This is a genomic window from Enterobacter sp. NFIX58, from assembly GCF_900110475.1.
GTDB lineage: Bacteria > Pseudomonadota > Gammaproteobacteria > Enterobacterales > Enterobacteriaceae > Enterobacter > Enterobacter quasiroggenkampii.
Genome location: NZ_FODW01000003.1, coordinates 361,328 through 384,297, shown reverse-complemented (window position 1 = coordinate 384,297; position 22,970 = coordinate 361,328). Strand labels below are relative to the sequence as shown.

The 22,970-nt window shown below is 54.9% G+C and carries 24 protein-coding genes; 15 read left to right on the top strand and 9 right to left on the bottom strand.

The window, feature by feature from the left end; genetic code table 11:
• Positions 1-27: 27 nt before the first annotated feature.
• The 4 genes from BMW97_RS15120 to yfcG form a co-directional block, all read right to left on the bottom strand.
• Positions 28-537: a GNAT family N-acetyltransferase gene (locus tag BMW97_RS15120; RefSeq protein WP_045908734.1), complete on the bottom strand. Its 510-nt coding sequence runs from the start codon at positions 535-537 to the stop codon at positions 28-30.
• 44 nt (positions 538-581) lie between these two features.
• Positions 582-1,475: a TIGR01777 family oxidoreductase gene (locus BMW97_RS15115; RefSeq protein ID WP_045908733.1), complete on the bottom strand. Its 894-nt coding sequence runs from the start codon at positions 1,473-1,475 to the stop codon at positions 582-584.
• Positions 1,476-1,488: 13 nt separating this feature from the next.
• Positions 1,489-1,857, bottom strand: a complete 369-nt coding sequence (gene folX / locus BMW97_RS15110; protein WP_023616057.1) for a dihydroneopterin triphosphate 2'-epimerase — start codon at positions 1,855-1,857, stop codon at positions 1,489-1,491.
• Between the two features lie 75 nt (positions 1,858-1,932).
• Positions 1,933-2,562, bottom strand: a complete 630-nt coding sequence (gene yfcG, locus BMW97_RS15105) for a GSH-dependent disulfide bond oxidoreductase (protein ID WP_032646621.1) — start codon at positions 2,560-2,562, stop codon at positions 1,933-1,935.
• A gap of 140 nt (positions 2,563-2,702) precedes the next feature.
• Between yfcG and yfcF the strand changes: the two genes are divergently transcribed.
• The 3 genes from yfcF to yfcD are packed head-to-tail and all read left to right on the top strand — an operon-like array spanning position 2,703 to position 4,565.
• Positions 2,703-3,347, top strand: coding sequence for a glutathione transferase (gene yfcF / locus BMW97_RS15100; RefSeq protein ID WP_032646620.1), 645 nt, complete (start codon positions 2,703-2,705; stop codon positions 3,345-3,347).
• A 56-nt stretch (positions 3,348-3,403) separates the two neighbouring features.
• A complete protein-coding gene (yfcE, locus tag BMW97_RS15095) occupies positions 3,404-3,955 on the top strand; it encodes a phosphodiesterase (RefSeq protein WP_045908732.1) in 552 nt (183 codons plus the stop codon).
• A 55-nt stretch (positions 3,956-4,010) separates the two neighbouring features.
• Entirely contained in the window at positions 4,011-4,565 is a 555-nt protein-coding gene (gene yfcD, locus BMW97_RS15090; protein WP_025757169.1) for an NUDIX hydrolase YfcD, read from the top strand.
• Between the two features lie 3 nt (positions 4,566-4,568).
• Here yfcD and BMW97_RS15085 read toward each other — a convergent pair whose 3' ends face one another.
• Positions 4,569-5,588 carry a LacI family DNA-binding transcriptional regulator gene (locus BMW97_RS15085; protein WP_024908958.1) on the bottom strand — a complete coding sequence of 340 codons (1,020 nt, stop codon included), beginning with the start codon at positions 5,586-5,588 and terminating at the stop codon, positions 4,569-4,571.
• 234 nt (positions 5,589-5,822) lie between these two features.
• On the opposite strand from BMW97_RS15085, the gene BMW97_RS15080 reads away from it, so the two are divergent.
• The 5 genes from BMW97_RS15080 to BMW97_RS15060 all read left to right on the top strand — a co-directional run bounded on the left by BMW97_RS15080 (position 5,823) and on the right by BMW97_RS15060 (position 9,805).
• Positions 5,823-6,266 carry a PTS sugar transporter subunit IIA gene (locus tag BMW97_RS15080; protein ID WP_048029678.1) on the top strand — a complete coding sequence of 148 codons (444 nt, stop codon included), beginning with the start codon at positions 5,823-5,825 and terminating at the stop codon, positions 6,264-6,266.
• A gap of 80 nt (positions 6,267-6,346) precedes the next feature.
• The gene (locus tag BMW97_RS15075) at positions 6,347-6,619 is read left to right on the top strand and encodes a PTS sugar transporter subunit IIB (RefSeq protein WP_024908960.1); all 273 of its coding nucleotides are present in this window, start codon (positions 6,347-6,349) and stop codon (positions 6,617-6,619) included.
• Between the two features lie 21 nt (positions 6,620-6,640).
• Positions 6,641-8,032 (top strand): PTS ascorbate transporter subunit IIC, encoded by a 1,392-nt coding sequence (locus tag BMW97_RS15070; RefSeq protein ID WP_023617386.1) that lies wholly within the window; start codon positions 6,641-6,643, stop codon positions 8,030-8,032.
• Positions 8,029-8,859, top strand: coding sequence for a transketolase (locus BMW97_RS15065; RefSeq protein WP_045908730.1), 831 nt, complete (start codon positions 8,029-8,031; stop codon positions 8,857-8,859). Before BMW97_RS15070 ends, BMW97_RS15065 begins: the two co-directional genes overlap by 4 nt.
• Positions 8,852-9,805, top strand: coding sequence for a transketolase family protein (locus BMW97_RS15060; protein WP_045908729.1), 954 nt, complete (start codon positions 8,852-8,854; stop codon positions 9,803-9,805). Before BMW97_RS15065 ends, BMW97_RS15060 begins: the two co-directional genes overlap by 8 nt.
• Before the next feature lie 117 nt (positions 9,806-9,922).
• On the opposite strand, the gene pta is transcribed toward BMW97_RS15060, so the two are convergent.
• Positions 9,923-12,064, bottom strand: coding sequence for a phosphate acetyltransferase (gene pta, locus BMW97_RS15055; protein ID WP_008502877.1), 2,142 nt, complete (start codon positions 12,062-12,064; stop codon positions 9,923-9,925).
• 76 nt (positions 12,065-12,140) lie between these two features.
• Positions 12,141-13,343, bottom strand: coding sequence for an acetate kinase (gene ackA, locus BMW97_RS15050; RefSeq protein WP_045334289.1), 1,203 nt, complete (start codon positions 13,341-13,343; stop codon positions 12,141-12,143).
• A gap of 337 nt (positions 13,344-13,680) precedes the next feature.
• Between ackA and yfbV the strand changes: the two genes are divergently transcribed.
• The 4 genes from yfbV to BMW97_RS15030 all read left to right on the top strand — a co-directional run bounded on the left by yfbV (position 13,681) and on the right by BMW97_RS15030 (position 17,301).
• Positions 13,681-14,136, top strand: a complete 456-nt coding sequence (yfbV, locus tag BMW97_RS15045; protein WP_008502875.1) for a terminus macrodomain insulation protein YfbV — start codon at positions 13,681-13,683, stop codon at positions 14,134-14,136.
• Between the two features lie 91 nt (positions 14,137-14,227).
• Positions 14,228-14,722 (top strand): YfbU family protein, encoded by a 495-nt coding sequence (locus BMW97_RS15040; RefSeq protein WP_008502874.1) that lies wholly within the window; start codon positions 14,228-14,230, stop codon positions 14,720-14,722.
• Positions 14,723-14,733: 11 nt separating this feature from the next.
• Positions 14,734-15,393, top strand: coding sequence for a sugar phosphatase (locus tag BMW97_RS15035; protein WP_045908726.1), 660 nt, complete (start codon positions 14,734-14,736; stop codon positions 15,391-15,393).
• A gap of 75 nt (positions 15,394-15,468) precedes the next feature.
• A complete protein-coding gene (locus BMW97_RS15030) occupies positions 15,469-17,301 on the top strand; it encodes an SLC13 family permease (protein WP_023344589.1) in 1,833 nt (610 codons plus the stop codon).
• Between the two features lie 80 nt (positions 17,302-17,381).
• On the opposite strand, the gene yfbR is transcribed toward BMW97_RS15030, so the two are convergent.
• Together yfbR and alaA are read right to left on the bottom strand one after the other, a co-directional pair.
• Positions 17,382-17,981, bottom strand: coding sequence for a 5'-deoxynucleotidase (gene yfbR / locus BMW97_RS15025; protein WP_008503531.1), 600 nt, complete (start codon positions 17,979-17,981; stop codon positions 17,382-17,384).
• A 118-nt stretch (positions 17,982-18,099) separates the two neighbouring features.
• On the bottom strand, positions 18,100-19,314 hold the full coding sequence (gene alaA, locus BMW97_RS15020) for an alanine transaminase AlaA (RefSeq protein ID WP_008500204.1): 1,215 nt from the start codon (positions 19,312-19,314) through the stop codon (positions 18,100-18,102).
• Between the two features lie 938 nt (positions 19,315-20,252).
• Between alaA and lrhA the strand changes: the two genes are divergently transcribed.
• The 3 genes from lrhA (at position 20,253) to nuoB (ending at position 22,952) form a co-directional block, all read left to right on the top strand.
• Complete coding sequence (gene lrhA, locus BMW97_RS15015; protein WP_021241557.1) at positions 20,253-21,191, top strand: transcriptional regulator LrhA; 939 nt, start codon at positions 20,253-20,255, stop codon at positions 21,189-21,191.
• A 630-nt stretch (positions 21,192-21,821) separates the two neighbouring features.
• Positions 21,822-22,262: an NADH-quinone oxidoreductase subunit NuoA gene (gene nuoA / locus BMW97_RS15010; RefSeq protein ID WP_006176516.1), complete on the top strand. Its 441-nt coding sequence runs from the start codon at positions 21,822-21,824 to the stop codon at positions 22,260-22,262.
• A gap of 15 nt (positions 22,263-22,277) precedes the next feature.
• The gene (gene nuoB / locus BMW97_RS15005) at positions 22,278-22,952 is read left to right on the top strand and encodes an NADH-quinone oxidoreductase subunit NuoB (protein WP_003861482.1); all 675 of its coding nucleotides are present in this window, start codon (positions 22,278-22,280) and stop codon (positions 22,950-22,952) included.
• Positions 22,953-22,970: the final 18 nt, after the last annotated feature.

Sequence of the window (22,970 nt, the reverse complement as noted above, 5' to 3'; positions counted from 1 at the left end):
CCGGGCAAACGCAGTGCCGCCCGGCATTCAGGCCGCACTACACTCCAGCCGGTACACCCAGTCGTCATAGCGCACGCCGTCAATATCATACGCCTTTTCCAGCACCTGCATACGCACAAACCCGGCTTTCTCCAGCACCCGCACCGACCCGCCGTTGTCCGCCAGCACGTACGCGTTAATCGCCTTCACGCCGGTCTGGTTGAACGCGTAATCACACACCGCGCGCAGTGCCTCGCTGGCGATACCTTTCCCTTGCGCGGCAGGCACAACCGTATAACCGATATCCGCCTCTTCACGATTCTCTGCGCTGATTTGCAGGCCGATATCGCCCAGCGGCGTATCATCATCCCGGGCGCGAATGACAAACACATGAGCAGCAGCGAGTCGCGCGGCAAACACGCGTCGGGTCTCTTTTTCCGGGGCGATGGCGGCCATATAGCGCATGATGCGGCGATCTTCACGTAGCGAGCGGAAGAAGGCCCAGTCAGTGGGTTCGAAAGGGGTGAGGTGAAGCCGGGGTGTGGTGATGGTTGCCATTGTTACGCCATATCTTCTGAAAATGGCCTGTCACTGTACCATATTCACCGCACCACATCCCCCAGCGCCTCTTCTAATTCATACCAGCGGAACGCAAACCCGGCCGCTTCCAGTCGTTTTGGCAGCGCTCTCTGTCCGCCTAATACCAGAACAGACGCTTCACCCATCAGCAGACGAATGACCGTGGCAGGCACGCGCAAAATTGCCGGACGGTGCAGGGCATGCCCCAGCGCGTGGGCAAACTGTTCATTACGCACCGGATACGGCGCAACCATATTGAACGGTCCGCGCAGATCGTTGTCCAGCAGCCAGAGAATCCCGTTAACCATATCGTCGATATGGATCCAGGCCATATACTGACGGCCATTACCAATGGGGCCCCCAAGTCCGAGCCTGAAAGGGGGAAGCATCTTCGCCAAAATGCCGCCTTTCGGCGCCAGAACGACACCGGTCCGCAGCAGGCAGACGCGGGTTCTATCGCTTTGCGCCGCACTGGCGATACGCTCCCACTGGGCGCAGAGTTTGTGGGTAAACTCGTTATGGGGCGGCTCTTCCTCGGTCACCACCACCTCGCCAAGATCGCCGTAGTAGCCCACGGCGGAACCCGAAATCAGCACGGAAGGCGGCGTGTGGCTGTTGCGGATCAGCTCGACCAGCTTTTCGGTGATGTTCCACCGGCTGCTGCATAACAGCTGTTTTTGCTCTTCCGTCCAGCGCTTATCGGCGATGGGTTCACCCGCGAGGTTAATGACGGCGTCGAAGCCGTCCAGATTTTGCTGATCGGCCAGATTTTTCCAGATATCGACACCCGCCCCCAGCACCTGACGCGCTTTCTCCGGGCTGCGCGTGACCACGGTAATGTCGTGATGCAAGGCCTGCAGACGCGCAATGAGGTGACGACCAATCAGGCCTGTACCGCCGGTCAGCAAAATCTTCATACAACCTCCAGGTTTACGCCTGGCGCCGCCAGCTTAACGTCATGGAGACGGAATCGGCGTAGCGCAGGGCGTGAAGTTTATCGATCTCAACTTCAGCATAAGTGACCCAGTGATGTTCGCGTGCGATATCGAGCACATCCTGAGTTAATTTTTCCAGCAGAGAGAAGCGGTTATTCTCCACAAACTGGATAATGTTTTTGGTGATTGTGCGGTAGTTCAGCGCGTCATTGATATCTTCGCTGGCGCGCGCTTTGTCTGCGGGATAGTGAATCACCACGTTAATGACAATATCCTGACGGTTGGCGATCTCTTCCTCTTTGATACCGATAAAGGTACGCAGGCGTAAATTTTTTATACGAATAATGGCGTCTGGCTGTGACATTGCAGGTCTTCTCCGTGTCAGTATTTCCTGCCCATAATACATGAGTGCCTCACAGGCACCCAGCCTCATACCGGGTTAAATTTGCTGGATTTTTTGCATCGCCCGCTCGGTCGCCGGGCGGGTCCGGATGCGCTCGAACCAGTTGTTTACCGCCGGGTAAGAGGCCAGGTCAATTCGGTGTTTTTCATGCGTATTCACCCATGGCCAGCAGGCGATATCGGCAATACTGTAATGATCGCCCCCGAGCCACGGCGTTTTCTTCAGCCGACGGTTCAGAACGTCATAGAGCCGCTGCGTCTCGACCTGATAACGTTCTATCGCGTAAGGAATGGGCTGCGGGGCGTAAGCGGTAAAGTGATGATTTTGACCCAGCATGGGGCCCAGCCCGCTCGCCTGCCAGAAAAGCCACTGCAGGGTATGGTGACGCTCACGCAGCTCGCCGCTCAGCAGCTTGCCGGTTTTCTCTGCCAGATAGAGCAAAATTTCACCGGATTCAAACAGGCTCAACGGTCTGCCCCCGTCCGCCGGCTGGTTATCAATAATGGCCGGGATTTTATTGTTCGGCGAGATAGCCAGAAAAAGAGGGCTGAACTGTTCGCCTTTGCTGATATCCACGCGAATGATCCTGTAATCCAGCTCGGCTTCTTCAAGAAAGAGGGTGATCTTATGGCCGTTTGGGGTAGGGGCGTAATAAAGGTCGATCATTCTCAACTCCTGTCCATGCGAAGAGTGGTGCCATGACAAATGAGTATAGGTGGTTGTTGTAAATCGTGAGTTTTCATCAAGTGACAGCGAGGCAAAGAGATTATATGTTGAGTAAAAACCGATCAGCCTATGAGGATGTTATGAACCAGCCCGTCATCACGTTGTGGTCCGATGCGAACTTCTTTTCCCCCTATGTTATGAGCGTATACGTTGCGCTGGCCGAAAAAGGGCTCACCTTTACGCTGAAGACCGTTGATCTTGACGGTGGTGAGCATCTTAAACCGCAGTGGCAGGGCTACGATCTGACCCGACGCGTGCCGGTGCTGGAGATTGATGGATTTGCCCTGAGCGAATCGTCGGCGATCGATGAGTATCTGGAAGATCGGTTCGCCCCCCCGGAGTGGGAACGTATCTATCCCCACGATCTGCAAAAGCGCGCCCGGGCGCGGCAGATCCAGGCGTGGCTGCGAAGCGATCTGGTGCCGATTCGCGTCGAACGCTCCACGGACGTTGTGTTTGCCGGGGTGAAAAAGCCAGCCCTCAGCGCAGAAGGTGCAGAAAGCGCGCAGAAGCTGATTGAAACCGCCACCTCGCTGCTCGCCCATGGCAACCCAAACCTGTTTGGCGAGTGGTGCATTGCCGATGCCGATCTGGCGTTGATGTTAAACCGCCTGATCCTCAACGGTGATGAGGTGCCGCAACTGCTGGTGGATTATGCCGCGTTCCAGTGGCAGCGTGCCTCCGTGCAGCGCTATGTGGCACTCTCGGCTAAGCGCGCGGGCTGATAAGCCCTGCCGCTTCAGGTATCATGGGGGCAGTCTGTTTTCCCGAGGAGTGACTGATGAAACTGATGTTTGCGTCGGATATCCATGGATCGCTGCCCGCTACCGAGCGTGTCCTTTCCCTGTTTGCACAAAGCGGTGCGCAGTGGCTGATTATTTTGGGCGACGTGTTGAATCACGGCCCGCGCAACGCGCTGCCGGAGGGCTATGCCCCTGCGCAGGTCGTGGAAAAACTCAACCAGTTCGCCTCGCGCATCATTGCCGTTCGCGGCAACTGCGACAGCGAAGTGGACCAGATGCTGCTTCATTTCCCCCTTACCGCACCGTGGCAACAGGTGCTGCTTGAACAACACCGCCTGTTCCTGACCCACGGGCATCTTTTCAGCCCGGATAATCTTCCGGCCCTCGCGGCTGGCGATGTCCTGGTTTACGGTCATACTCATATTCCGGTTGCGGAAAAACGCGGTGAGATTTATCACTTTAATCCGGGCTCGGTCAGCATCCCAAAAGGCGGGTATCCTGCGAGCTACGGCATGCTGGAAGGAAATACCCTGAGCGTTATCGCACTTAATGATCAGCAAGTTATTGCGCAGGTAGCGATTAATCCGTAAGTTACACCTCAACTGCAAACGCGCCGAAAGAGCGCTTAGAAGAGAAGGTTTCCCGATGGTGGAGCAGAGTCATTTGGCAAGTACAGAGTGGGTTGACATTGTCAACGAAGAGAATGAAGTGATCGCGCAGGCCAGCCGCGAGCAAATGCGTGCGGAGCGCCTGCGTCACCGTGCGACATATATCGTTGTGCATGACGGTATGGGTAAAATTCTGGTTCAGCGCCGCACGGACACGAAAGATTTTCTCCCGGGTATGCTGGATGCGACTGCAGGTGGCGTCGTCCAGGCGGATGAAGTGCTGCTGGATTCCGCGCGTCGTGAAGCGGAAGAAGAGTTAGGCATTGCCGGTGTGCCGTTTGCCGAGCACGGGCAGTTCTACTTCGAGGATGAACACTGTCGCGTCTGGGGCGGGCTGTTTAGCTGCGTCTCTCACGGTCCGTTCGCCCTGCAGGAAGAAGAAGTCAGCGAAGTGAACTGGATGACGCCGGAGGAAATCACCGCGCGCTGCGACGAGTTCACGCCGGATTCGTTAAAAGCGCTGGCGCTCTGGATGAGCCGCAACGCCAATAACGAATCGACCAAATCAGAGAAAGAGGAAGAGGCTGAGTAAGCTTCAGCAACTCTCTCTCAGACACAGACTGGACGCGATGGGCTTTTGATCGCGCCAGTCTCCGCCATTCAGGCGCTCCAGTAACGCTTTCCCGGCTTCAATTCCAATCTTACGATGCGGCACCGCCATGGTCGTCAGCGGCGGCTGACAGACGCGGCTCACGTCGCTATCGCCAAAGCCTACCACCGCCAGATCGTCCGGCACTTTGATTCGCCTGCGCTGGCACTCGTACAGCGCGCCACAGGCCAGCTCGTCAGAGACGCACACCAGCGCATCCAGCTCCGGCCAGGCCAGCAGGAACTCGGGCAGCTGCGCCGCGCCGGTCGAGAAGCTCGGCGGCATCGCCGCGTTAATGACCCGGTTCGGCGACATATGGTGGCGAAGCATGGCTTTGTACCAGCCCTGCAGATGCTGCTGGAAAATCCACTGCTCCTGGTTGGCACACAGCAGGCCAATATTCTGATAGCCGCGCTTAATGACCATCTCCGTGAGCTCATACATGGCCGCCACGTTATCAATCCCGATATTCATATCAATCGGATCGGCGCGCATGGCGCCCATCTCCATCACCGGAATTGAGGCGTTTTTCAGCCAGTGGCGAACGGTGTCGGTATGTTCAACGCTGAGCAGGATAGCGGCGGCAATGTTCGACGCCAGCAGCGTCTCCAGCAGTTTCTCCTCCTGCTCAAGACGATGCTGGGACTCAGCCAGCATGATCTGATACCCGGCAGGTTGCAGCACCTGCTGTAGCCCGGCGAACATCTCCGAGCAGCCTGCTTCGGAGAGGTTGGGCACCACCATGGCGATCGTCCATGACGATGCCGAGGCCAGGGCACTGGCGGCAAGATTAGGCATATAACCCAGCTCCTGCACGGCAGCTTCAATTTTTTCTCGTAGTTTATCGGAAACCTGCTCGGGCGTGCGAAGCGCACGGGACACGGTCATCGTGCCCACACCGGCAAGCTGTGCGACATCGGCGAGTGTCACTTTACCAGTACTGCGCCGTTTTCGGGTTAGAGACATACACCTTCCTGCTGACCAGACGCGTTCTTATTTTCCTTCGTTTCACGTGACAGGCAGTATACGCCTTAAATCCCTTTTTTTGCTGTGATTTAGCAACGTGATTGCAATTTGATAGCGCTATCACATTTCTGCATGATAACCATTGGTAGCGCTATCTTTGTGATCGTGATCGCAGTCAATCAGTGATGCGTTGAATAAAGTTTGCTCATCTTAAGCGTGTCGCGGGAGTGAAAAGTGCTCAAAAAATGGATATATGATACAACCATTACGCTGCAGGAGAGCGTGGAAGACTGGCCGCAGGCGCTGGAGCTGTGCGCGAAGCCGCTGCTGGATTTGCAGGTGATTGAGCCTGAATACGTCACGGCCATCATCCAGCAGCACCACACGTTAGGACCTTATTATGTGCTGGCACCAGGGCTGGCGATGCCGCATGCGCGGCCGGAGGAAGGCGCCAAAGGACTGGGGTTGTCGTTATTAAAACTAAAACAGGGCGTCTCGTTTGGTGCCGGTGAGTTTGACCCTGTCGACGTCATTATTATGCTCGCGGCACCCGACAAAAATAGCCATATCGAGATGATCTCGTCGCTGGCGGAGTTATTTTCCAGCGATACCGATATGGCCGAACTGCATCAGGTGAATACCCTGGAGGAAATTAAAACGATTATTAACCGCTTCTGATTTAATTCTTTAATCCGGTTTTTCACAACATTACGCGTCAGCGTGATGGGGCGTACTCTACTCAAAATAAGGGGACAACAATGAAAATCATGGCTATTTGCGGTTCTGGCCTAGGCAGTAGTTTTATGGTCGAAATGAATATTAAAAAGGTGCTCAAAAAGCTGGAGATTGAAGCTGAGGTTGAACACTCCGATCTCTCCTCAGCCACGCCAGGCGCGGCCGATCTGTTCGTGATGGCAAAAGACATTGCCGCCAGCGCCAGCGTGCCGGAAAGCCAGCTGGTGGTGATCAACAACATCATCGACATCAACGAACTTGAAGCGCAGCTGCGCGGCTGGTTCGAAAGACAATAACCCTGATAAGGCGAGGTGGATATGTTTATCCTTGAAACGCTGAATTTCGTTGTTGATATTTTAAAAGTCCCTTCGGTGCTGGTGGGTTTAATTGCGTTAATCGGTCTGGTTGCGCAGAAAAAAGCGTTTTCCGACGTGGTGAAAGGGACCATTAAAACCATCCTGGGCTTTATTGTACTGGGCGGCGGCGCCACGGTGCTGGTCGGGTCATTAAATCCCTTAGGCGGTATGTTTGAACACGCCTTTACTATCCAGGGGATTATTCCAAACAATGAAGCGATCGTGTCCATTGCGCTCGAAAAATACGGTGCAGCGACCGCGCTGATTATGGCCTTCGGGATGGTGGCGAATATTATCGTCGCCCGCTTTACCCGCCTGAAGTATATCTTCCTGACCGGACACCACACGTTTTATATGGCGTGCATGATTGGCGTGATCCTGACGGTGGCGGGCTTTGAGGGCGTGGGGCTGGTCTTTACCGGGTCGCTGATCCTTGGCCTGATTATGGCTTTCTTCCCGGCGATTGCGCAGCGCTACATGAAGCGCATTACCGGCAACGATGAGATTGCCTTCGGCCACTTTGGCACGCTGGGCTACGTGCTGTCCGGCTGGATTGGCAGCAAGGTCGGCAAAGGATCCCGCTCAACGGAAGAGATGAACCTGCCGAAGAACCTGAGCTTCCTGCGCGACAGCTCGATCTCCATCTCCCTGACCATGATGATTATCTACCTGATCATGGCGGTGAGCGCCGGGCGCGAGTACGTCGAGGCCACCTTCAGCGCCGGGCAGAACTACCTCGTCTACGCCATCATCATGGCGATCACCTTCGCGGCGGGCGTGTTCATCATCCTTCAGGGCGTACGCCTGATTCTGGCGGAAATCGTCCCGGCCTTTACCGGATTCTCGGAAAAACTGGTGCCGAACGCGCGTCCTGCGCTGGACTGCCCGGTGGTCTATCCCTATGCGCCTAACGCGGTGCTGATTGGCTTCCTGTTCAGCTTCCTCGGCGGGATTGTGGGGTTGTTCATCTGCGGTCAGTTTAGCTGGGTGCTGATCCTCCCGGGCGTGGTGCCGCACTTCTTCACCGGCGCAACGGCGGGCGTGTTCGGTAACGCCACCGGCGGACGTCGTGGTGCAATGATTGGCGCCTTTGCCAACGGCCTGCTGATTACCTTCCTGCCGGTCCTGCTGCTGCCGGTACTCGGCGCCATTGGTTTTGCGAACACCACCTTCTCTGACGCCGACTTCGGCGCGGTCGGGATTGTCCTCGGCAACCTGGCGCGCTTCCTGTCGCCGCTGGCCATCACCGGGCTGGTCGTGGCGCTGTTCGCGCTGCTGGTGGCGTACAACGTCTTCGCGAAAAACAAACCTGCGGGCGGTAACGCGCAGGAAAACACCGGAGCCAAATCATGAATGAGAAAGAGATAACCGAACTCGCGCGTCAGATTCGTCTTGAGACGCTGAAATCCCTGACGCAGCTGGGCTTTGGCCACTACGGGGGCAGCATGTCGGTGGTAGAAACCCTGGCCGTGCTGTACGGCGCGGTGATGAAAATCGACCCGGCGGATCCGGACTGGCCGGAGCGAGACTACTTTGTCCTGTCGAAAGGCCATGCGGGCCCGGCGCTCTACAGTACCCTGGCGATCAAGGGCTACTTCCCGACAGAAGAGCTGAGCACGCTAAACCAGAACGGCACGCGCCTGCCGAGCCACCCGGACCGCCTGAAAACGCGCGGCGTGGACGCCACCACCGGTTCGCTGGGACAGGGGATTTCCATCGCGGGCGGCATGGCGCTGTCCCACAGGCTGGCCGGGCGGCCGAATCGGGTCTTCTGCATCGTCGGTGACGGCGAGCTGAACGAGGGGCAGTGCTGGGAAGCGTTCCAGTTTATTGCCCACCATCGACTGAACAACCTGACGGTATTTGTCGACTGGAACAAACAGCAGCTCGACGGCGAGCTGGACGAGATCATCAGCGCGTTTGACCTGGAGGGAAAATTCCGCGCCTTTGGCTTTGACGTGGCGACGGTGAAGGGGGACGACATTCCGGGTCTGCTGGCAGTGACATCGCGCATCCCGGCAGCCGATGCGCGTCCGTTAGTCGTCATCCTCGACAGCATCAAAGGCCAGGGGGTGCCGTATCTGGAGCAGCTTAGCAACTCGCACCATCTGCGATTGACCGCAGAGAGCAAAGCGGCCCTCAACGAGACGATTCGCCAACTGGAGGCTTCACATGATTAAGGTTGCACCGGCAGGACAGAAAGACGCCGTTGAGATGCGTAAAGTTTACGCTGGCTTCGTGGCAAAACAGATTGAGGCCGGAAGTGACATCATTGCGCTCGAAGCAGACCTGATGAGCTCGATGGCGATGGACGGCGTGGCGCGTGATTATCCGCAGCACGTGATTAACTGCGGCATTATGGAGGCCAACGTCATCGGCACGGCAGCCGGGCTGTCGCTTACCGGACGTAAGCCGTTCGTTCACACCTTCACCGCCTTTGCCAGCCGCCGCTGTTTTGACCAGCTGTTTATGTCCCTGGACTATCAGCGCAACAACGTGAAGGTGATAGCGTCGGATGCGGGCGTGACGGCTTGCCACAACGGCGGAACGCATATGTCGTTTGAGGATATGGGCATCGTACGCGGTCTGGCGCACTCGGTGGTGCTGGAAGTCACTGATGCGGTGATGTTTGAGGACGTGCTGCGCCAGCTTATCGATCTCGACGGCTTCTACTGGGTGCGGACCATCCGTAAGCAGGCGCCGAGCGTGTATGCCCCGGGCTCCACCTTCACCATCGGAAAAGGCAACGTGCTGCGCGAGGGGAGTGATATCACTCTGATTGCCAACGGCATCATGGTGTCGGAAGCGCTGGAAGCCGCGCGCCAGCTTGAGCAGGAGGGCGTTAGCGCGGCGGTCATCGACATGTTTACCCTGAAACCCATCGACCGGATGCTGGTGAAAAACTACGCCGAGAAAACCGGGCGCATCGTGACCTGTGAAAACCACAGCATTCACAACGGGCTGGGGTCGGCGGTGGCGGAAGTGCTGGTGGAAACCTGCCCAGTGCCGATGCGGCGGGTGGGTGTCAAGGAGCGTTACGGCCAGGTGGGGACGCAGGATTTCCTGCAAAAAGAGTATGGCCTGACGGCACATGACATTGTATCGGCGGCGCGCGAGCTGCTGTAAATAAAAAAGGCGACCGGTTGAGTGGTCGCCTTTTTGTTGCCCGGTGGCGCTCGCGCTTACCGGGCCTACGGTCCTGTAGGCCGGATAAGCGAAGCGCCATCCGGCAAGACCTTACAATTACTGCTGCTGCGAAGACTGGATCGCCGTCAGCGCGATGGTGTAAACGATATCGTCTACCAGTGCGCCACGAGACAGGTCGTTCACAGGTTTGCGCATGCCCTGCAGCATTGGCCCGATGGAGATCAGGTCGGCAGAACGCTGTACCGCTTTGTAGGTGGTGTTACCGGTGTTCAGATCCGGGAAGATGAACACGGTAGCGCGACCAGCAACCGGTGAGTTCGGCGCTTTGGATTTCGCAACGTCAGCCATGACCGCGGCGTCGTACTGCAGCGGGCCGTCGATCATCAGATCAGGACGTTTTTCCTGCGCAATACGGGTCGCTTCACGCACTTTCTCTACGTCGCTACCTGCACCTGAGGTGCCGGTGGAGTAGGAGAGCATCGCCACGCGCGGCTCGATACCGAAAGCGGTCGCGGAGTCTGCGGACTGGATAGCGATCTCAGCCAGCTGTTCTGCAGTTGGATCCGGGTTGATCGCGCAGTCGCCGTAAACGTAAACCTGTTCAGGCAGCAGCATGAAGAACACGGAAGACACCAGAGAGCTGCCTGGCGCGGTTTTGATCAGCTGCAGCGGTGGACGGATGGTGTTCGCCGTGGTGTGAACCGCACCGGAAACCAGACCGTCAACTTCGTCCTGCTCCAGCATCAGCGTGCCCAGCACCACGTTGTCTTCCAGCTGCTCACGCGCAACGGCTTCGGTCATGCCTTTGCTCTTACGCAGCTCAACCAGACGGGCAACGTAGCTTTCGCGAACCACTTCAGGGTCAACGATTTCGATGCCTGCGCCCAGCTCAACGCCCTGAGAGGCCGCTACGCGGTTGATCTCATCCGGGTTACCCAGCAGCACACAGGTCGCGATGCCGCGCTCTGCACAGATAGCAGCCGCTTTAACGGTACGTGGTTCGTCGCCTTCTGGCAGAACAACGCGTTTGCCCGCTTTGCGCGCCAGCTCGGTCAGCTGGTAACGGAATGCTGGAGGAGACAGACGGCGGCTGCGCTCGGAGGTCGCGGTCAGGGATTCGATCCAGTCTGCGTTGATGTAGCCTGCAACGTATTCCTGAACTTTCTCGATACGCTCGTGGTCATCAACCGGCACTTCCAGGTTGAAGCTCTGCAGGCTCAGGGAGGTCTGCCATGTGTTGGTGTTCACCATGAAGACCGGCAGGCCGGTAGCGAACGCGCGTTCGCACAGCTTGCTGACGCGTGGGTCCATCTCGTAGGCACCGGTCAGCAAGATCGCACCGATTTCCACGCCGTTCATTGCGGCCAGACAGGCTGCAACCAGAACGTCAGGACGGTCTGCGGAAGTCACCAGCAGGGAACCTGCGCGGAAGTGTTCCAGCATGTGCGGAATGCTACGCGCACAGAAGGTCACGGACTTCACACGACGGGTGTTGATGTCGCCTTCGTTAATCACGGTCGCGTTCAGGTGACGCGCCATGTCGATTGCACGGGTGGCAATCAGATCGAAGCTCCATGGCACCGCGCCCAGAACCGGAAGCGGGCTGGATTCCTGCAGCTTAGCCGGGTCAACTTTGATGACTTTCGCTTTGGACGAGTCGTCGAAGATCTCGGACAGGTCAGGGCGAGTACGGCCCTGCTCATCCACTGGCGCGTTCAGCTTGTTGACGATCACGCCGGTGATGTTGGTATTTTTCGCGCCGCCGAAGCTGCTGCGCGTCAGTTCGATACGCTCGTTCAGCTGCTCTGGGGTATCAGTGCCCTGAGACATCACGAAAACGATCTCTGCGTTCAGGGTTTTCGCGATTTCGAAGTTCAGAGACTGGGCAAACTGGTGTTTGCGGGTTGGCACCAGACCTTCAACCAGCACCACTTCCGCGTCTTGCGCGTTAGCATGGTAGTTGGCGATGATCTCTTCCATCAGCACGTCTTTCTGGTTGCTGGACAGCAGAGATTCAACGTGGCTCATCTTCAGCGGTTCGGCCGCCGGCAGATTGGAGTTCTTGCGAACGATGGTGGTGGTCTGGTCTGGCGCATCGCCACCGGCACGTGGCTGGGCGATTGGCTTAAAGACGCTCAGACGAACGCCTTTGCGTTCCATAGCACGGATCACGCCAAGGCTGACGCTGGTCAGGCCGACGCTGGTTCCGGTAGGGATCAGCATAATAGTACGGGACACGGTTTATCCTCTTTCGTTACCGCCCAAATGGGGCGGGTTACAAAACAGCACCGCCAGCATTGCTGGCGGTGTGGAATCAGGCAGTCAGGCGGTGCGCGTCTTGCGCGATGACCAGCTCTTCGTTAGTTGGGATAACGAGAGCAGGGCGGGTGCCTTCTTTGTTGATGAAGCCAGACTTGCCGAAGCGGGCAGCCAGGTTACGCTCGTGATCAACTTCGAAGCCCAGAACGCCCAGTTTGCCCAGGGACAGTTCACGAACCATTGCCGCGTTCTCACCGATACCACCGGTGAAGATAACCGCGTCCAGACGGCCTTCCATCAGCGCAGTGTAAGAGCCGATGTATTTCGCCAGACGGTGGCAGTAAACGTCCATTGCACGTTTAGCGTCTTCTTTCTCTGCGTAGTTGTCTTCAACGTAACGGCAGTCGCTGGTGACTTCGGTCAGACCCAGCAGGCCAGACTCTTTGGTCAGCATTTTGTTGATCTGGTCAACGCTCATGCCCAGGGTGTCGTGCAGGTGGAAGATGATCGCCGGGTCGATGTCACCGGAACGGGTACCCATCACCAGACCTTCCAGCGGGGTCAGACCCATGGACGTATCAACACATTTACCGTTGCGGATAGCCGAAACAGAACCACCGTTGCCCAGGTGGCAGGTGATGATGTTCAGTTCTTCAACCGGCTTGTTCAGCACTTTTGCCGCTTCCTGAGTCACATAGAAGTGGCTGGTGCCGTGCGCGCCGTAACGACGTACGCCGTGCTCTTTGTACAGGCTGTATGGCAGGGCATAGAGGTAAGACTCTTCCGGCATGGTCTGATGGAACGCGGTGTCGAATACGGCCACGTTTTTGTCTTTCAGATTCGGGAAGGATTTCAGCGCTTCAGCGATACCGATCAGGTGAGCCGGGTTGTGCAACGGTGCGAAAGAGGCAGAGTCTTTGATGCCCTGGATCACAGAGTCGTCGATCACGACGGAGCTGGTGTATTTTTCGCCGCCGTGGACGATACGGTGACCAATCGCAGTCAGCTGAGCAGACAGTTCTGGTTTTTGTGCCAGAATAGTGTTAACGATAAAGTTCAGCGCTTCACTGTGAGCGGCGCCTGCACCTAAAGCCGCTTCTTGTTTGCTGCCGTCCATCTTCCACTTGATACGTGCTTCAGGCAGATGGAAACATTCGGCCAAACCAGAGAGGTATTCGTCACCGTTGAGCGCATCGATGATGGCGAATTTCAGTGAGGAGCTACCGCAGTTCAGAACCAGTACTAACTTACTCGACATGGAAGTACCTATTATTGATACGTGGCTAAAAAAACGTCAGTGAGTCTAACAGCGTAACGCATGATGACTCGGACATTTATGATTAACATCATGCCAAACGAACATTGTGGCATGATGGAAGAAATAACTATGATTTTATGCCATTTTGCACAATTTTCAGCCAATGGCATAATATGCAATAATTTGACGAGCTAATGATTCTCGTCTATGGCCCTATCAGGCTGGCACAGGATACCCGATACGGGGTAGAGATGACAAAATATTTTGAACGTTGTCATAGCTTGTTGTGGTTTTGCACGAAAATTTTAATTTTTATATGTGAAGTTGAGGTACAGCCATGTCGACACCAGAGAACCCGTCCGTAAATTTCTTCAGTCTGTTTCGTCGGGGACAGCATTACGCAAAGACGTGGCCAATGGAAAAGCGCCTTGCGCCGATGTTTATTGAGAATCGCACCATCCGCGCCACGCGCTATGCGATTCGCTTTATGCCGCCTGTCGCTATCTTTACGCTGTGCTGGCAGATTGCGCTGGGTGGGCAGCTTGGACCTGCCGTTGCCACGGCGCTCTTCGCATTAAGCCTGCCGATGCAGGGCCTGTGGTGGTTAGGTAAACGGTCCATCACGCCACTTCCTCCTTCTATTTTACACTGGTTTTATGAAGTGCGCGGTAAGCTGGAAGAGGCCGGTCAGGCGCTCGCCCCGGTGGAAGGCAAGCCGGATTACCAGGCGCTGGCGGACACGTTAAAGCGTGCTTTTAAGCAACTGGATAAAACATTCCTCGATGATTTGTGATTGATCATCGAAACGACGACGAAAAGAGGGCACAGTAACAATCAGTTACCGTGTCTTTTTTTTAAGTGCAATGCGCTACAGGAGTCGAAAGATGGAAATGACCCATGCTCAACGTCTGATTTTGTCCAACCAGTACAAGATGATGACTATGCTTGATCCCGATAACGCTGCGCGCTACAGCCGCCTGCAAACCATCGTCGAACGCGGCTTTGGTCTGCAAATGCGCGAACTGGACCGCGAGTTTGGCGAGCTGAAAGAAGAAACCTGTCGCATCGTGATCGACATTATGGAGATGTATCACGCCCTGCACGTCTCCTGGACGAATCTCAAAGATCAACAGTCCATTGACGAGCGCCGCGTCACCTTCTTAGGCTTTGATGCCGCAACGGAAGCGCGTTATCTGAGCTATGTTCGCTTTATGGTGAATACGGAAGGGCGTTATACCCACTTTGACGCGGGTACCCACGGCTTCAACGCGCAGACCCCGATGTGGGATAAATATCAGCGCATGCTGAGCGCGTGGCATGCCTGCCCGCGTCAGTACCATTTAAGCAGCAACGAAATTCAACAAATCATTAATGCCTGACGGAGGTGCGTGTGCAGTGTAGAGGTTTTCTGTTTGATCTGGACGGTACGCTGGTGGATTCGCTGCCGGTTGTGGAACGTTCCTGGTGCCATTGGGCTGACAGACATGGCATCGACCATCAGGACGTGCTGAATTTTATCCATGGCAAACAGGCCATCACCTCGCTACGGCACTTCCTGGCCGGACGCTCTGAGGACGACATTCAGGCGGAGTTCAAATACCTGGAACACATTGAAGCCACCGATACGGACGGCATCACCGCGTTACCGGGCGCGCGCGAACTGCTTGAACATCTGAACGAGGCGCAGATACCGTGGGCTATCGTCACCTCCGGTTCCGTGCCGGTTGCACACGCCCGACACAAGGCGGCAGGGTTGCCGACGCCGGACGTGTTTATCACGGCGGAGCGCGTGAAGCGGGGTAAACCGGAGCCTGACGCATTTTTACTGGGCGCTGAACTGCTGGGCCTCGATCCTGCAGAGTGCGTGGTGGTGGAAGATGCGGCGGCTGGCGTACTGGCCGGGTTGAACGCAGGAAGCCACGTCATCGCCGTTAACGTTCCGGCCGGTTCTCCCCGCCTGGAGGAGGCAGATTTGGTGCTGGATTCCCTGACGGCACTGTCTGTTTCAAAAGCCTCTGACGGAGTTGTAACCGTCTCGCTAAAAGTGTAATCCCATGATATGGCCCCACATTGCTGGGGCTTTTTTATGGCAAAATTCCTCATCTTCCACTGACAAGGATAGGTTGTGAACGGTGAACTGATTTGGGTCCTGAGCCTGCTTTTAATCGCCATCATTCTTTTTGCCACGGGCAAGGTACGCATGGACGCCGTCGCCCTGTTTGTCATCGTCGCGTTTGTGCTGAGCGGAACGCTGACGCTGCCGGAAGCCTTCTCCGGATTTAGCGATCCCAACGTTATCCTGATTGCTGCCCTGTTTATCATCGGGGATGGGCTGGTGCGCACCGGCGTGGCGACCATCATGGGGTCGTGGCTGGTGAAGGTGGCGGGCAGCAGCGAAACCAAGATGTTGATCTACCTGATGGTGACTGTCGCCGGACTGGGGGCGTTTATGAGCTCCACGGGCGTGGTCGCCATCTTTATCCCGGTGGTGCTGAGCGTTTCCATGCGGATGCAGAGCTCGCCGTCGCGCCTGATGATGCCCCTGAGTTTTGCCGGTTTGATCAGCGGGATGATGACGCTGGTGGCAACGCCGCCGAACCTGGTCGTTAACAGCGAACTGATCCGGGAAGGATTTGAGGGCTTCAGCTTTTTCAGCGTCACCCCGCTTGGGCTGGTCATTCTGGTCATGGGCGTGGTCTACATGCTGCTGACCCGGTTCGCCCTGAAGGGTGAAAAACAGGACAAAAACAAAGAAGGATGGAAGCGACGCACCTTCCGCGATTTGATTAAAGAGTACCGCCTTACCGGGCGCGCGCGCCGTCTGGCTATTCGCCCCGGCTCGCCGATGGTGGGACAGCGGCTGGATGACCTGAAGCTGCGTGAGCGCTATGGCGCGAACGTGATCGGCGTAGAGCGCTGGCGGCGGTTTCGTCGGGTGATCGTCAACGTCAACGGGGTGTCTGAATTCCGCGCGCGTGACGTCCTGCTGATTGATATGTCCACCGCGGATGTGGACCTGCGCGAGTTTTGCAGCGAACAGCTGCTGGAGCCGATGGTGCTGCGCGGGGAGTATTTCTCCGATCAGGCGCTGGATGTCGGCATGGCCGAGGTGTCTCTGATCCCGGAGTCGGAACTGTTAGGTAAAACCGTGCGGGAGATGGGGTTCCGTACCCGCTATGGCCTGAACGTCGTGGGGCTGAAGCGCGATGGCGTAGCGATGGAAGGGGCGGTGGTGGATGAGCCGATCCTGCTGGGCGATATCTTTCTCGTTGTCGGTAACTGGAAGCTCATTAGCCAGCTCGGACAAAAAGGGCGCGATTTTGTGGTGCTCAACATGCCTGTCGAGGAGAGCGACGCATCGCCAGCGCACAGCCAGGCGCCACACGCGATTTTTTGTCTGGTGCTGATGGTGGCGCTGATGCTGACCGATGAGATCCCCAATCCGGTCGCCGCAATCATCGCCTGCCTGTTGATGGGCAAATTCCGCTGCATTGACGCCGAAAGCGCCTATAAAGCCATTCACTGGCCGAGCATCATTCTCATTGTTGGGATGATGCCCTTCGCCCTGGCGCTGCAAAAAACCGGCGGGGTGGATCTGATCGTTAAAGGCTTAATGGACGTGGGCGGCGGGTATGGGCCGTACATGATGATGGTCTGCCTGTTTATCATGTGCGCCACCATCGGCCTGTTTATCTCGAACACCGCGACGGCGGTACTGATGGCGCCTATCGCGCTGGCGATGGCGAAGTCCATGGGCGTGTCGCCGTATCCGTTTGCGATGATGGTGGCGATGGCCGCTTCCGCGGCATTTATGACGCCAGTCTCTTCACCGGTGAACACGCTGGTACTGGGACCGGGGAACTATCGATTCAGCGATTTCGTGAAGCTGGGCGTGCCGTTTACCGTGCTGGTGATGGTGGTGTGCGTGGTACTGATACCGGTCCTGTTTCCGTTCTGAGTATTTTGCCGGGTGGCGGCTACGCCTTACCCGGCCTACAACCCCGTAGGCCCTGCAAGCGCAGCGCCGCTGGGCGAAAATCAGAGTGGCGAATCCTGGCTGATCTCATCCAGCGATAAATGGAAGCTCGGTACAAACACCTGCATAAAGTAATCCATCTCTTCGCTGCGGCGGGATTCCAGCGTTTTTTCCAGGCGCGTTTTCGCCAGCAAGAATTCGTTATTCCCTGCGGACAACTCTTCGAGACACTTCAGATAGGCACACAGCGCGTCGGCCTGTTTGACCAGCGACTTTTCATCTTCCGTATACTGATGCTCGTTGATAAGCGGCTCGAAGATATCACGCAGTTCTTCGGGCACCATCTCAATCAGCTTCTGCTGGGCAATTTTCTCAATGGCCTTATATTCCTGCGCAATTTGCGAGTTGAAATATTTCACCGGCGTCGGCAGATCCCCAGTCAGCACTTCTGACGCATCGTGGTACATCGCCAGCAGGGCGATGCGTTCTGGATTGACCTGACCGTTGAATTTGCGGTTTTTAATGGCGGCCAGCGCGTGAGCGACCATCGCAACCTGCAGGCTGTGCTCTGACACATTTTCCGTGCGGACATTGCGCATCAGCGGCCAGCGGTTGATGAGTTTCAGGCGGGAGAGGTGGGCAAAGAAATGACTCTGACTCATAGGTTACCTTTTGTCTTCACTGCGACAGGCGTTCATTGTGCGGGGAGGGGAGGCAAGATGCAAATTTGCGGATTTTGTAGGCCGGGTAAGCGAAGCGCCACCCGGCAGAAAGGCAACGTTACTGATGGTATCCGGAGAGGAAGCGCCCGAAGCGGCTGATGGCCATTTCGAGGTCATCTTCGCGCGGCAGCGTCACGATACGCACGTGATCCGGCCACGGCCAGTTAAACGCCGTCCCCTGAACCAGCAGCACTTTTTCCTGCAGCAGGAAATCAAGCACCATTTTCTGGTCGTCGTGAATATTGAAGCGCTTCGCGTCAATTTTCGGGAACATATAGAGCGCCCCGTTCGGCTTCACGCAGGAGACGCCCGGGATATCGTTAATCAGTTCCCACGCGCGGTTACGCTGTTCGTAAAGGCGACCACCGGGCACGATAAACTCGCTAATGCTCTGATAGCCGCCGAGCGCGGTCTGGATCGCGTGCTGTGCCGGAACGTTGGCGCATAAACGCATGGAGGCCAGCATCTCCAGCCCTTCAATATAGCCTTTGGCGTGTTTTTTCGGACCGTTTAACACCATCCAGCCCTGACGGAAACCGGCCACGCGGTAGGTTTTGGACAGGCCGTTAAAGGTGACGGTCAGCAGATCCGGGGCCAGCGCAGCGATTGAGTGGTGCTGTGCCGCGTCATACAGGATCTTGTCGTAGATTTCGTCGGCGAAGATGATCAGGTTGTGCTGACGCGCTAGCTCGACGATCTCCATCAGCAGTTCTTTTGAGTAGACCGCGCCCGTCGGGTTGTTCGGGTTAATAATGACGATACCGCGCGTGCGGGGCGTAATTTTTGCGCGAATATCGTCCAGGTCCGGGAACCAGTCAGAGGATTCGTCGCACAGATAGTGCACCGCTTTACCGCTGGACAGCGACACGGCAGCCGTCCACAGCGGATAGTCCGGCGCAGGGACCAGCATTTCGTCCCCGCTGTTCAGCAGGGCCTGCATGGCTTGCACAATCAGTTCGGAGACGCCGTTGCCGATATAGATATCTTCAACGGTAACATCGCGCATACCACGTGCCTGGTAGTGCTGCATGATGGCTTTACGTGCGGAGTAAAGTCCTTTTGAATCGCAATAGCCTTGTGCAGTGGGAAGGTTGCGGATCACATCAACCAGAATTTCATCCGGCGCTTCAAAACCAAATGGCGCAGGGTTACCAATGTTGAGTTTCAGAACCTTGTTGCCCTCTTCTTCAAGGCGTTTTGCCTCTTTCAGAACCGGGCCGCGGATGTCATAACAGACGTTATCTAGCTTGCTGGATTTTTCGATAGGGGACATGAACCTTTAACCTTTTCGCTATTATTGCCGCTCCCTGCCGTGGAAGTCAGCACGGAATAATGTACTCCCCCCTCGCTTCGTTTTGAAGGGTGTGCAGTAGAAGATTTTGTGCGGCGTGCAAATTTTTGATGAATCTTTTTCGCTGTGGGTACGCTTTTTCACTGTCTTAAAGTTGTGCGCATAGCGAGAGCTTAGGTTAAATGTGCTATTCATTTACCAAAATACTGTATAATGTGCTGTTAAAAATAAGTGATGAGCTGGACAGCGGTGGCAGTCACCCTGAGTGACTTTTCGTAAAACCTGAATGCTTGATACCTGTTTCTGTAATAGCATACTGTGGATAAAAGTTACCCATGTGAAATTAATGTTAAGTGCCATTAATGAATGGTCTTAATCTAAATTAAAATTTATTTATTATTAACCTATAAAATGCAACTTTAGTTAATTTTAATAAAATTAGTTTAGAAGCTTAACATTCTTCTTTAATCCTTAATATTGCAATAAGACTTATAAATAAAGTGGATTTGGGTTAAGATGTCTTCCAGGAAAGCAGAGGGTAGATGCACGTTTTTTGTATATCTGACCCTGGTTTTCCGAATTAATTGATTGTTATTGTTAGAGTTATCTCTGGCTGGAATGTGTCGCACATCTCCTGCTACGTTGACAGCGCTGCGATACAGATGGCAGAAAAGGTGTTATACCTTTAATGTAATTTACATAAACCTGCGAACATCTAAATATCCTGAACGTTTAAGAGAATAAAAATATCGTCATGAAACGTGCTTTCTGACTGTTGATATAAAGCAGCACAATAACTATCTGTCAGGCAGTCTGCCGGGCCGGGATGCGAGGGAAAATCTTCAGAGGGAATTGCTTAACTGTACACACACAGCTTCAACCCGGGCAGCTCCGCACGAGCAACCTGAAAGTGAATAGATATGATAAATGCAAATCGTCCGATAATGAATCTCGACCTCGATCTGCTGAGAACGTTTGTTGCGGTCGCCGATCTCAACACTTTTGCAGCAGCTGCTGCCGCCGTTTGCCGAACTCAGTCCGCCGTCAGCCAGCAAATGCAGCGGCTGGAGCAACTGGTTGGTAAAGAGCTTTTTGCCCGTCACGGGCGTAATAAGCTCTTAACGGAACACGGTATTCAGCTTCTGGGTTATGCCAGGAAAATTCTTCGCTTTAATGATGAAGCATGTATGTCATTAATGTTTAGCAACCTTCAGGGCGTGCTAACGTTAGGTGCATCTGATGAGTCGGCGGATACTATATTGCCGTTTCTTCTCAATCGTATTAGTTCGGTTTATCCGAAGCTTGCGCTGGACGTGAGCGTAAAGCGCAATGCTTTTATGGTTGAGATGTTAAATGAGAATAAAGTCGACCTGGTGGTCACCACGCATCGTCCCGGGCAGTTTGACTGCCTGACGCTGCGTACATCGCCTACGCACTGGTATTGCGCGGCCGAATACGTGCTGCAAAAAGGGGAGCCGGTGCCGCTGGTGTTGCTGGATGACCCGAGCCCGTTCCGAGATATGGTACTGACGGCGCTGAATGAGGCCAATATTCCGTGGCGTCTGGCGTATGTGGCATCCACGCTGCCAGCGGTGCGTGCCGCCGTGAAAGCCGGTCTGGGTGTCACCGCCCGTCCGGTAGAAATGATGAGCCCCGATCTGCGCGTTCTGGGCAAATCCGATGGCCTGCCTGCACTGCCGGATACGGAGTATCTGCTCTGCCACAATTCGTCCAGTCATAACGAACTGGCGAAGGTGGTGTTCGAGGCGATGGAAAACTACCATAACCCATGGCAGTTCGAGCGCGTTACCTCCGAAGGGGGGGATGACTCCCTGATCGTTGAAGGGGATTTTGAGTGATCGCCAGCTCAGAATTCTGGTAACAAAATGTAAGTGTAAAAAAAAGCCACTCGTGTGATTTTCACATGCAGTGGCTTTTTTTTAGCAAAAATACCCGCTTATGACGCGTGGGTTTTCAGGATATTCTATATTTATCAATGAACTAAATGGTTTTGTCTAAAACTTGTCCGTTTTCCGTTCTAACTTCATCCACATCCCTCCTATGTTAAAAAAACAGGAAATATGTTGCCGTTTTCCAGGTTGAATTAACAAAAGCGTGTCGCAGATCAAGAAAATACTCCTATTTGGGGGGAGGAATCGTTGGCAAATCCTGTCAAAATAGGAGGGTTATTTTTTTTACTTCCGAAACGGACACGATTCAACAACATACATTTGACGGAAAGTCATGTACCCACCAGGGTTAAAGGGCACCAAATGTTAATGAGAATCGCTCGATGTAATTTAATGTGAAGAAACCTTTGTTAAAGTTGACAATAGGTTATAGAAAGGAGTAAAAAACCCCATCATTTTGCTGTCTACGTCTCATTTCTGACAGTTAGTGTAAGGTTATTTGTTCCTCCCCATGAATCGATGTGATGCCCATCTGCCAGCAAGAGCAGTGTCGTTGGTATCACTTTTGATGAGTAAGCAATGAGTATGTCAACATCCACAGAAGTCATCGCTCATCACTGGGCATTCGCAATCTTTCTTATTGTAGCCATTGGCCTGTGCTGCCTGATGTTAGTCGGCGGCTGGTTCCTGGGCGGTCGCGCCCGTGCAAGGCACAAAAACACACCTTTCGAATCAGGTATTGATTCAGTAGGTACCGCTCGCTTACGCCTGTCTGCCAAGTTTTACCTGGTAGCCATGTTCTTCGTCATCTTCGACGTGGAAGCGCTTTACCTTTTCGCATGGTCGACCTCCATTCGCGAAAGTGGTTGGGTGGGCTTTGTCGAGGCCGCAATTTTCATTTTAGTGCTACTGGCCGGTCTGGTTTATCTGGTGCGTATTGGCGCGCTTGACTGGACGCCTGCGCGTTCACGTCGTGAACACATCAACCCGGAAAACAGTATCTCTAATCGTCAGCAGTAACAGCGAGGCAATAAGATGGATTATACGCTCACCCGCATAGATCCTAACGGTGAGAATGACCGTTACCCCCTGCAAAAACAGGAGATCGTAACCGACCCCCTGGAGCAAGAAGTCAATAAAAGCGTGTACATGGGCAAACTCGAACATGCCATGCACGATATGGTCAACTGGGGTCGTAAGAACTCCATCTGGCCTTACAACTTTGGCCTTTCTTGCTGCTACGTTGAAATGGTGACGTCATTCACTGCGGTGCATGACGTTGCGCGTTTTGGGGCAGAGGTACTGCGTGCTTCCCCACGTCAGGCTGACCTGATGGTGGTAGCCGGTACCTGCTTTACCAAGATGGCACCTGTTATTCAGCGTCTTTATGACCAGATGCTGGAGCCAAAATGGGTTATCTCCATGGGCGCATGTGCTAACTCTGGCGGTATGTACGACATCTATTCCGTCGTACAGGGCGTAGATAAATTTATCCCAGTGGATGTGTATATCCCGGGTTGTCCGCCTCGTCCGGAAGCCTACATGCAGGCGCTGATGCTGCTGCAGGAGTCTATCGGTAAAGAACGTCGCCCACTGTCGTGGGTCGTTGGCGATCAGGGTGTGTATCGCGCGAACATGCAGTCTGAGCGCGAGCGTAAACGTGGTGAACGTATTGCCGTCACCAATCTGCGTACGCCTGACGAAATTTAATTTGCGCCTGTAGGCCTG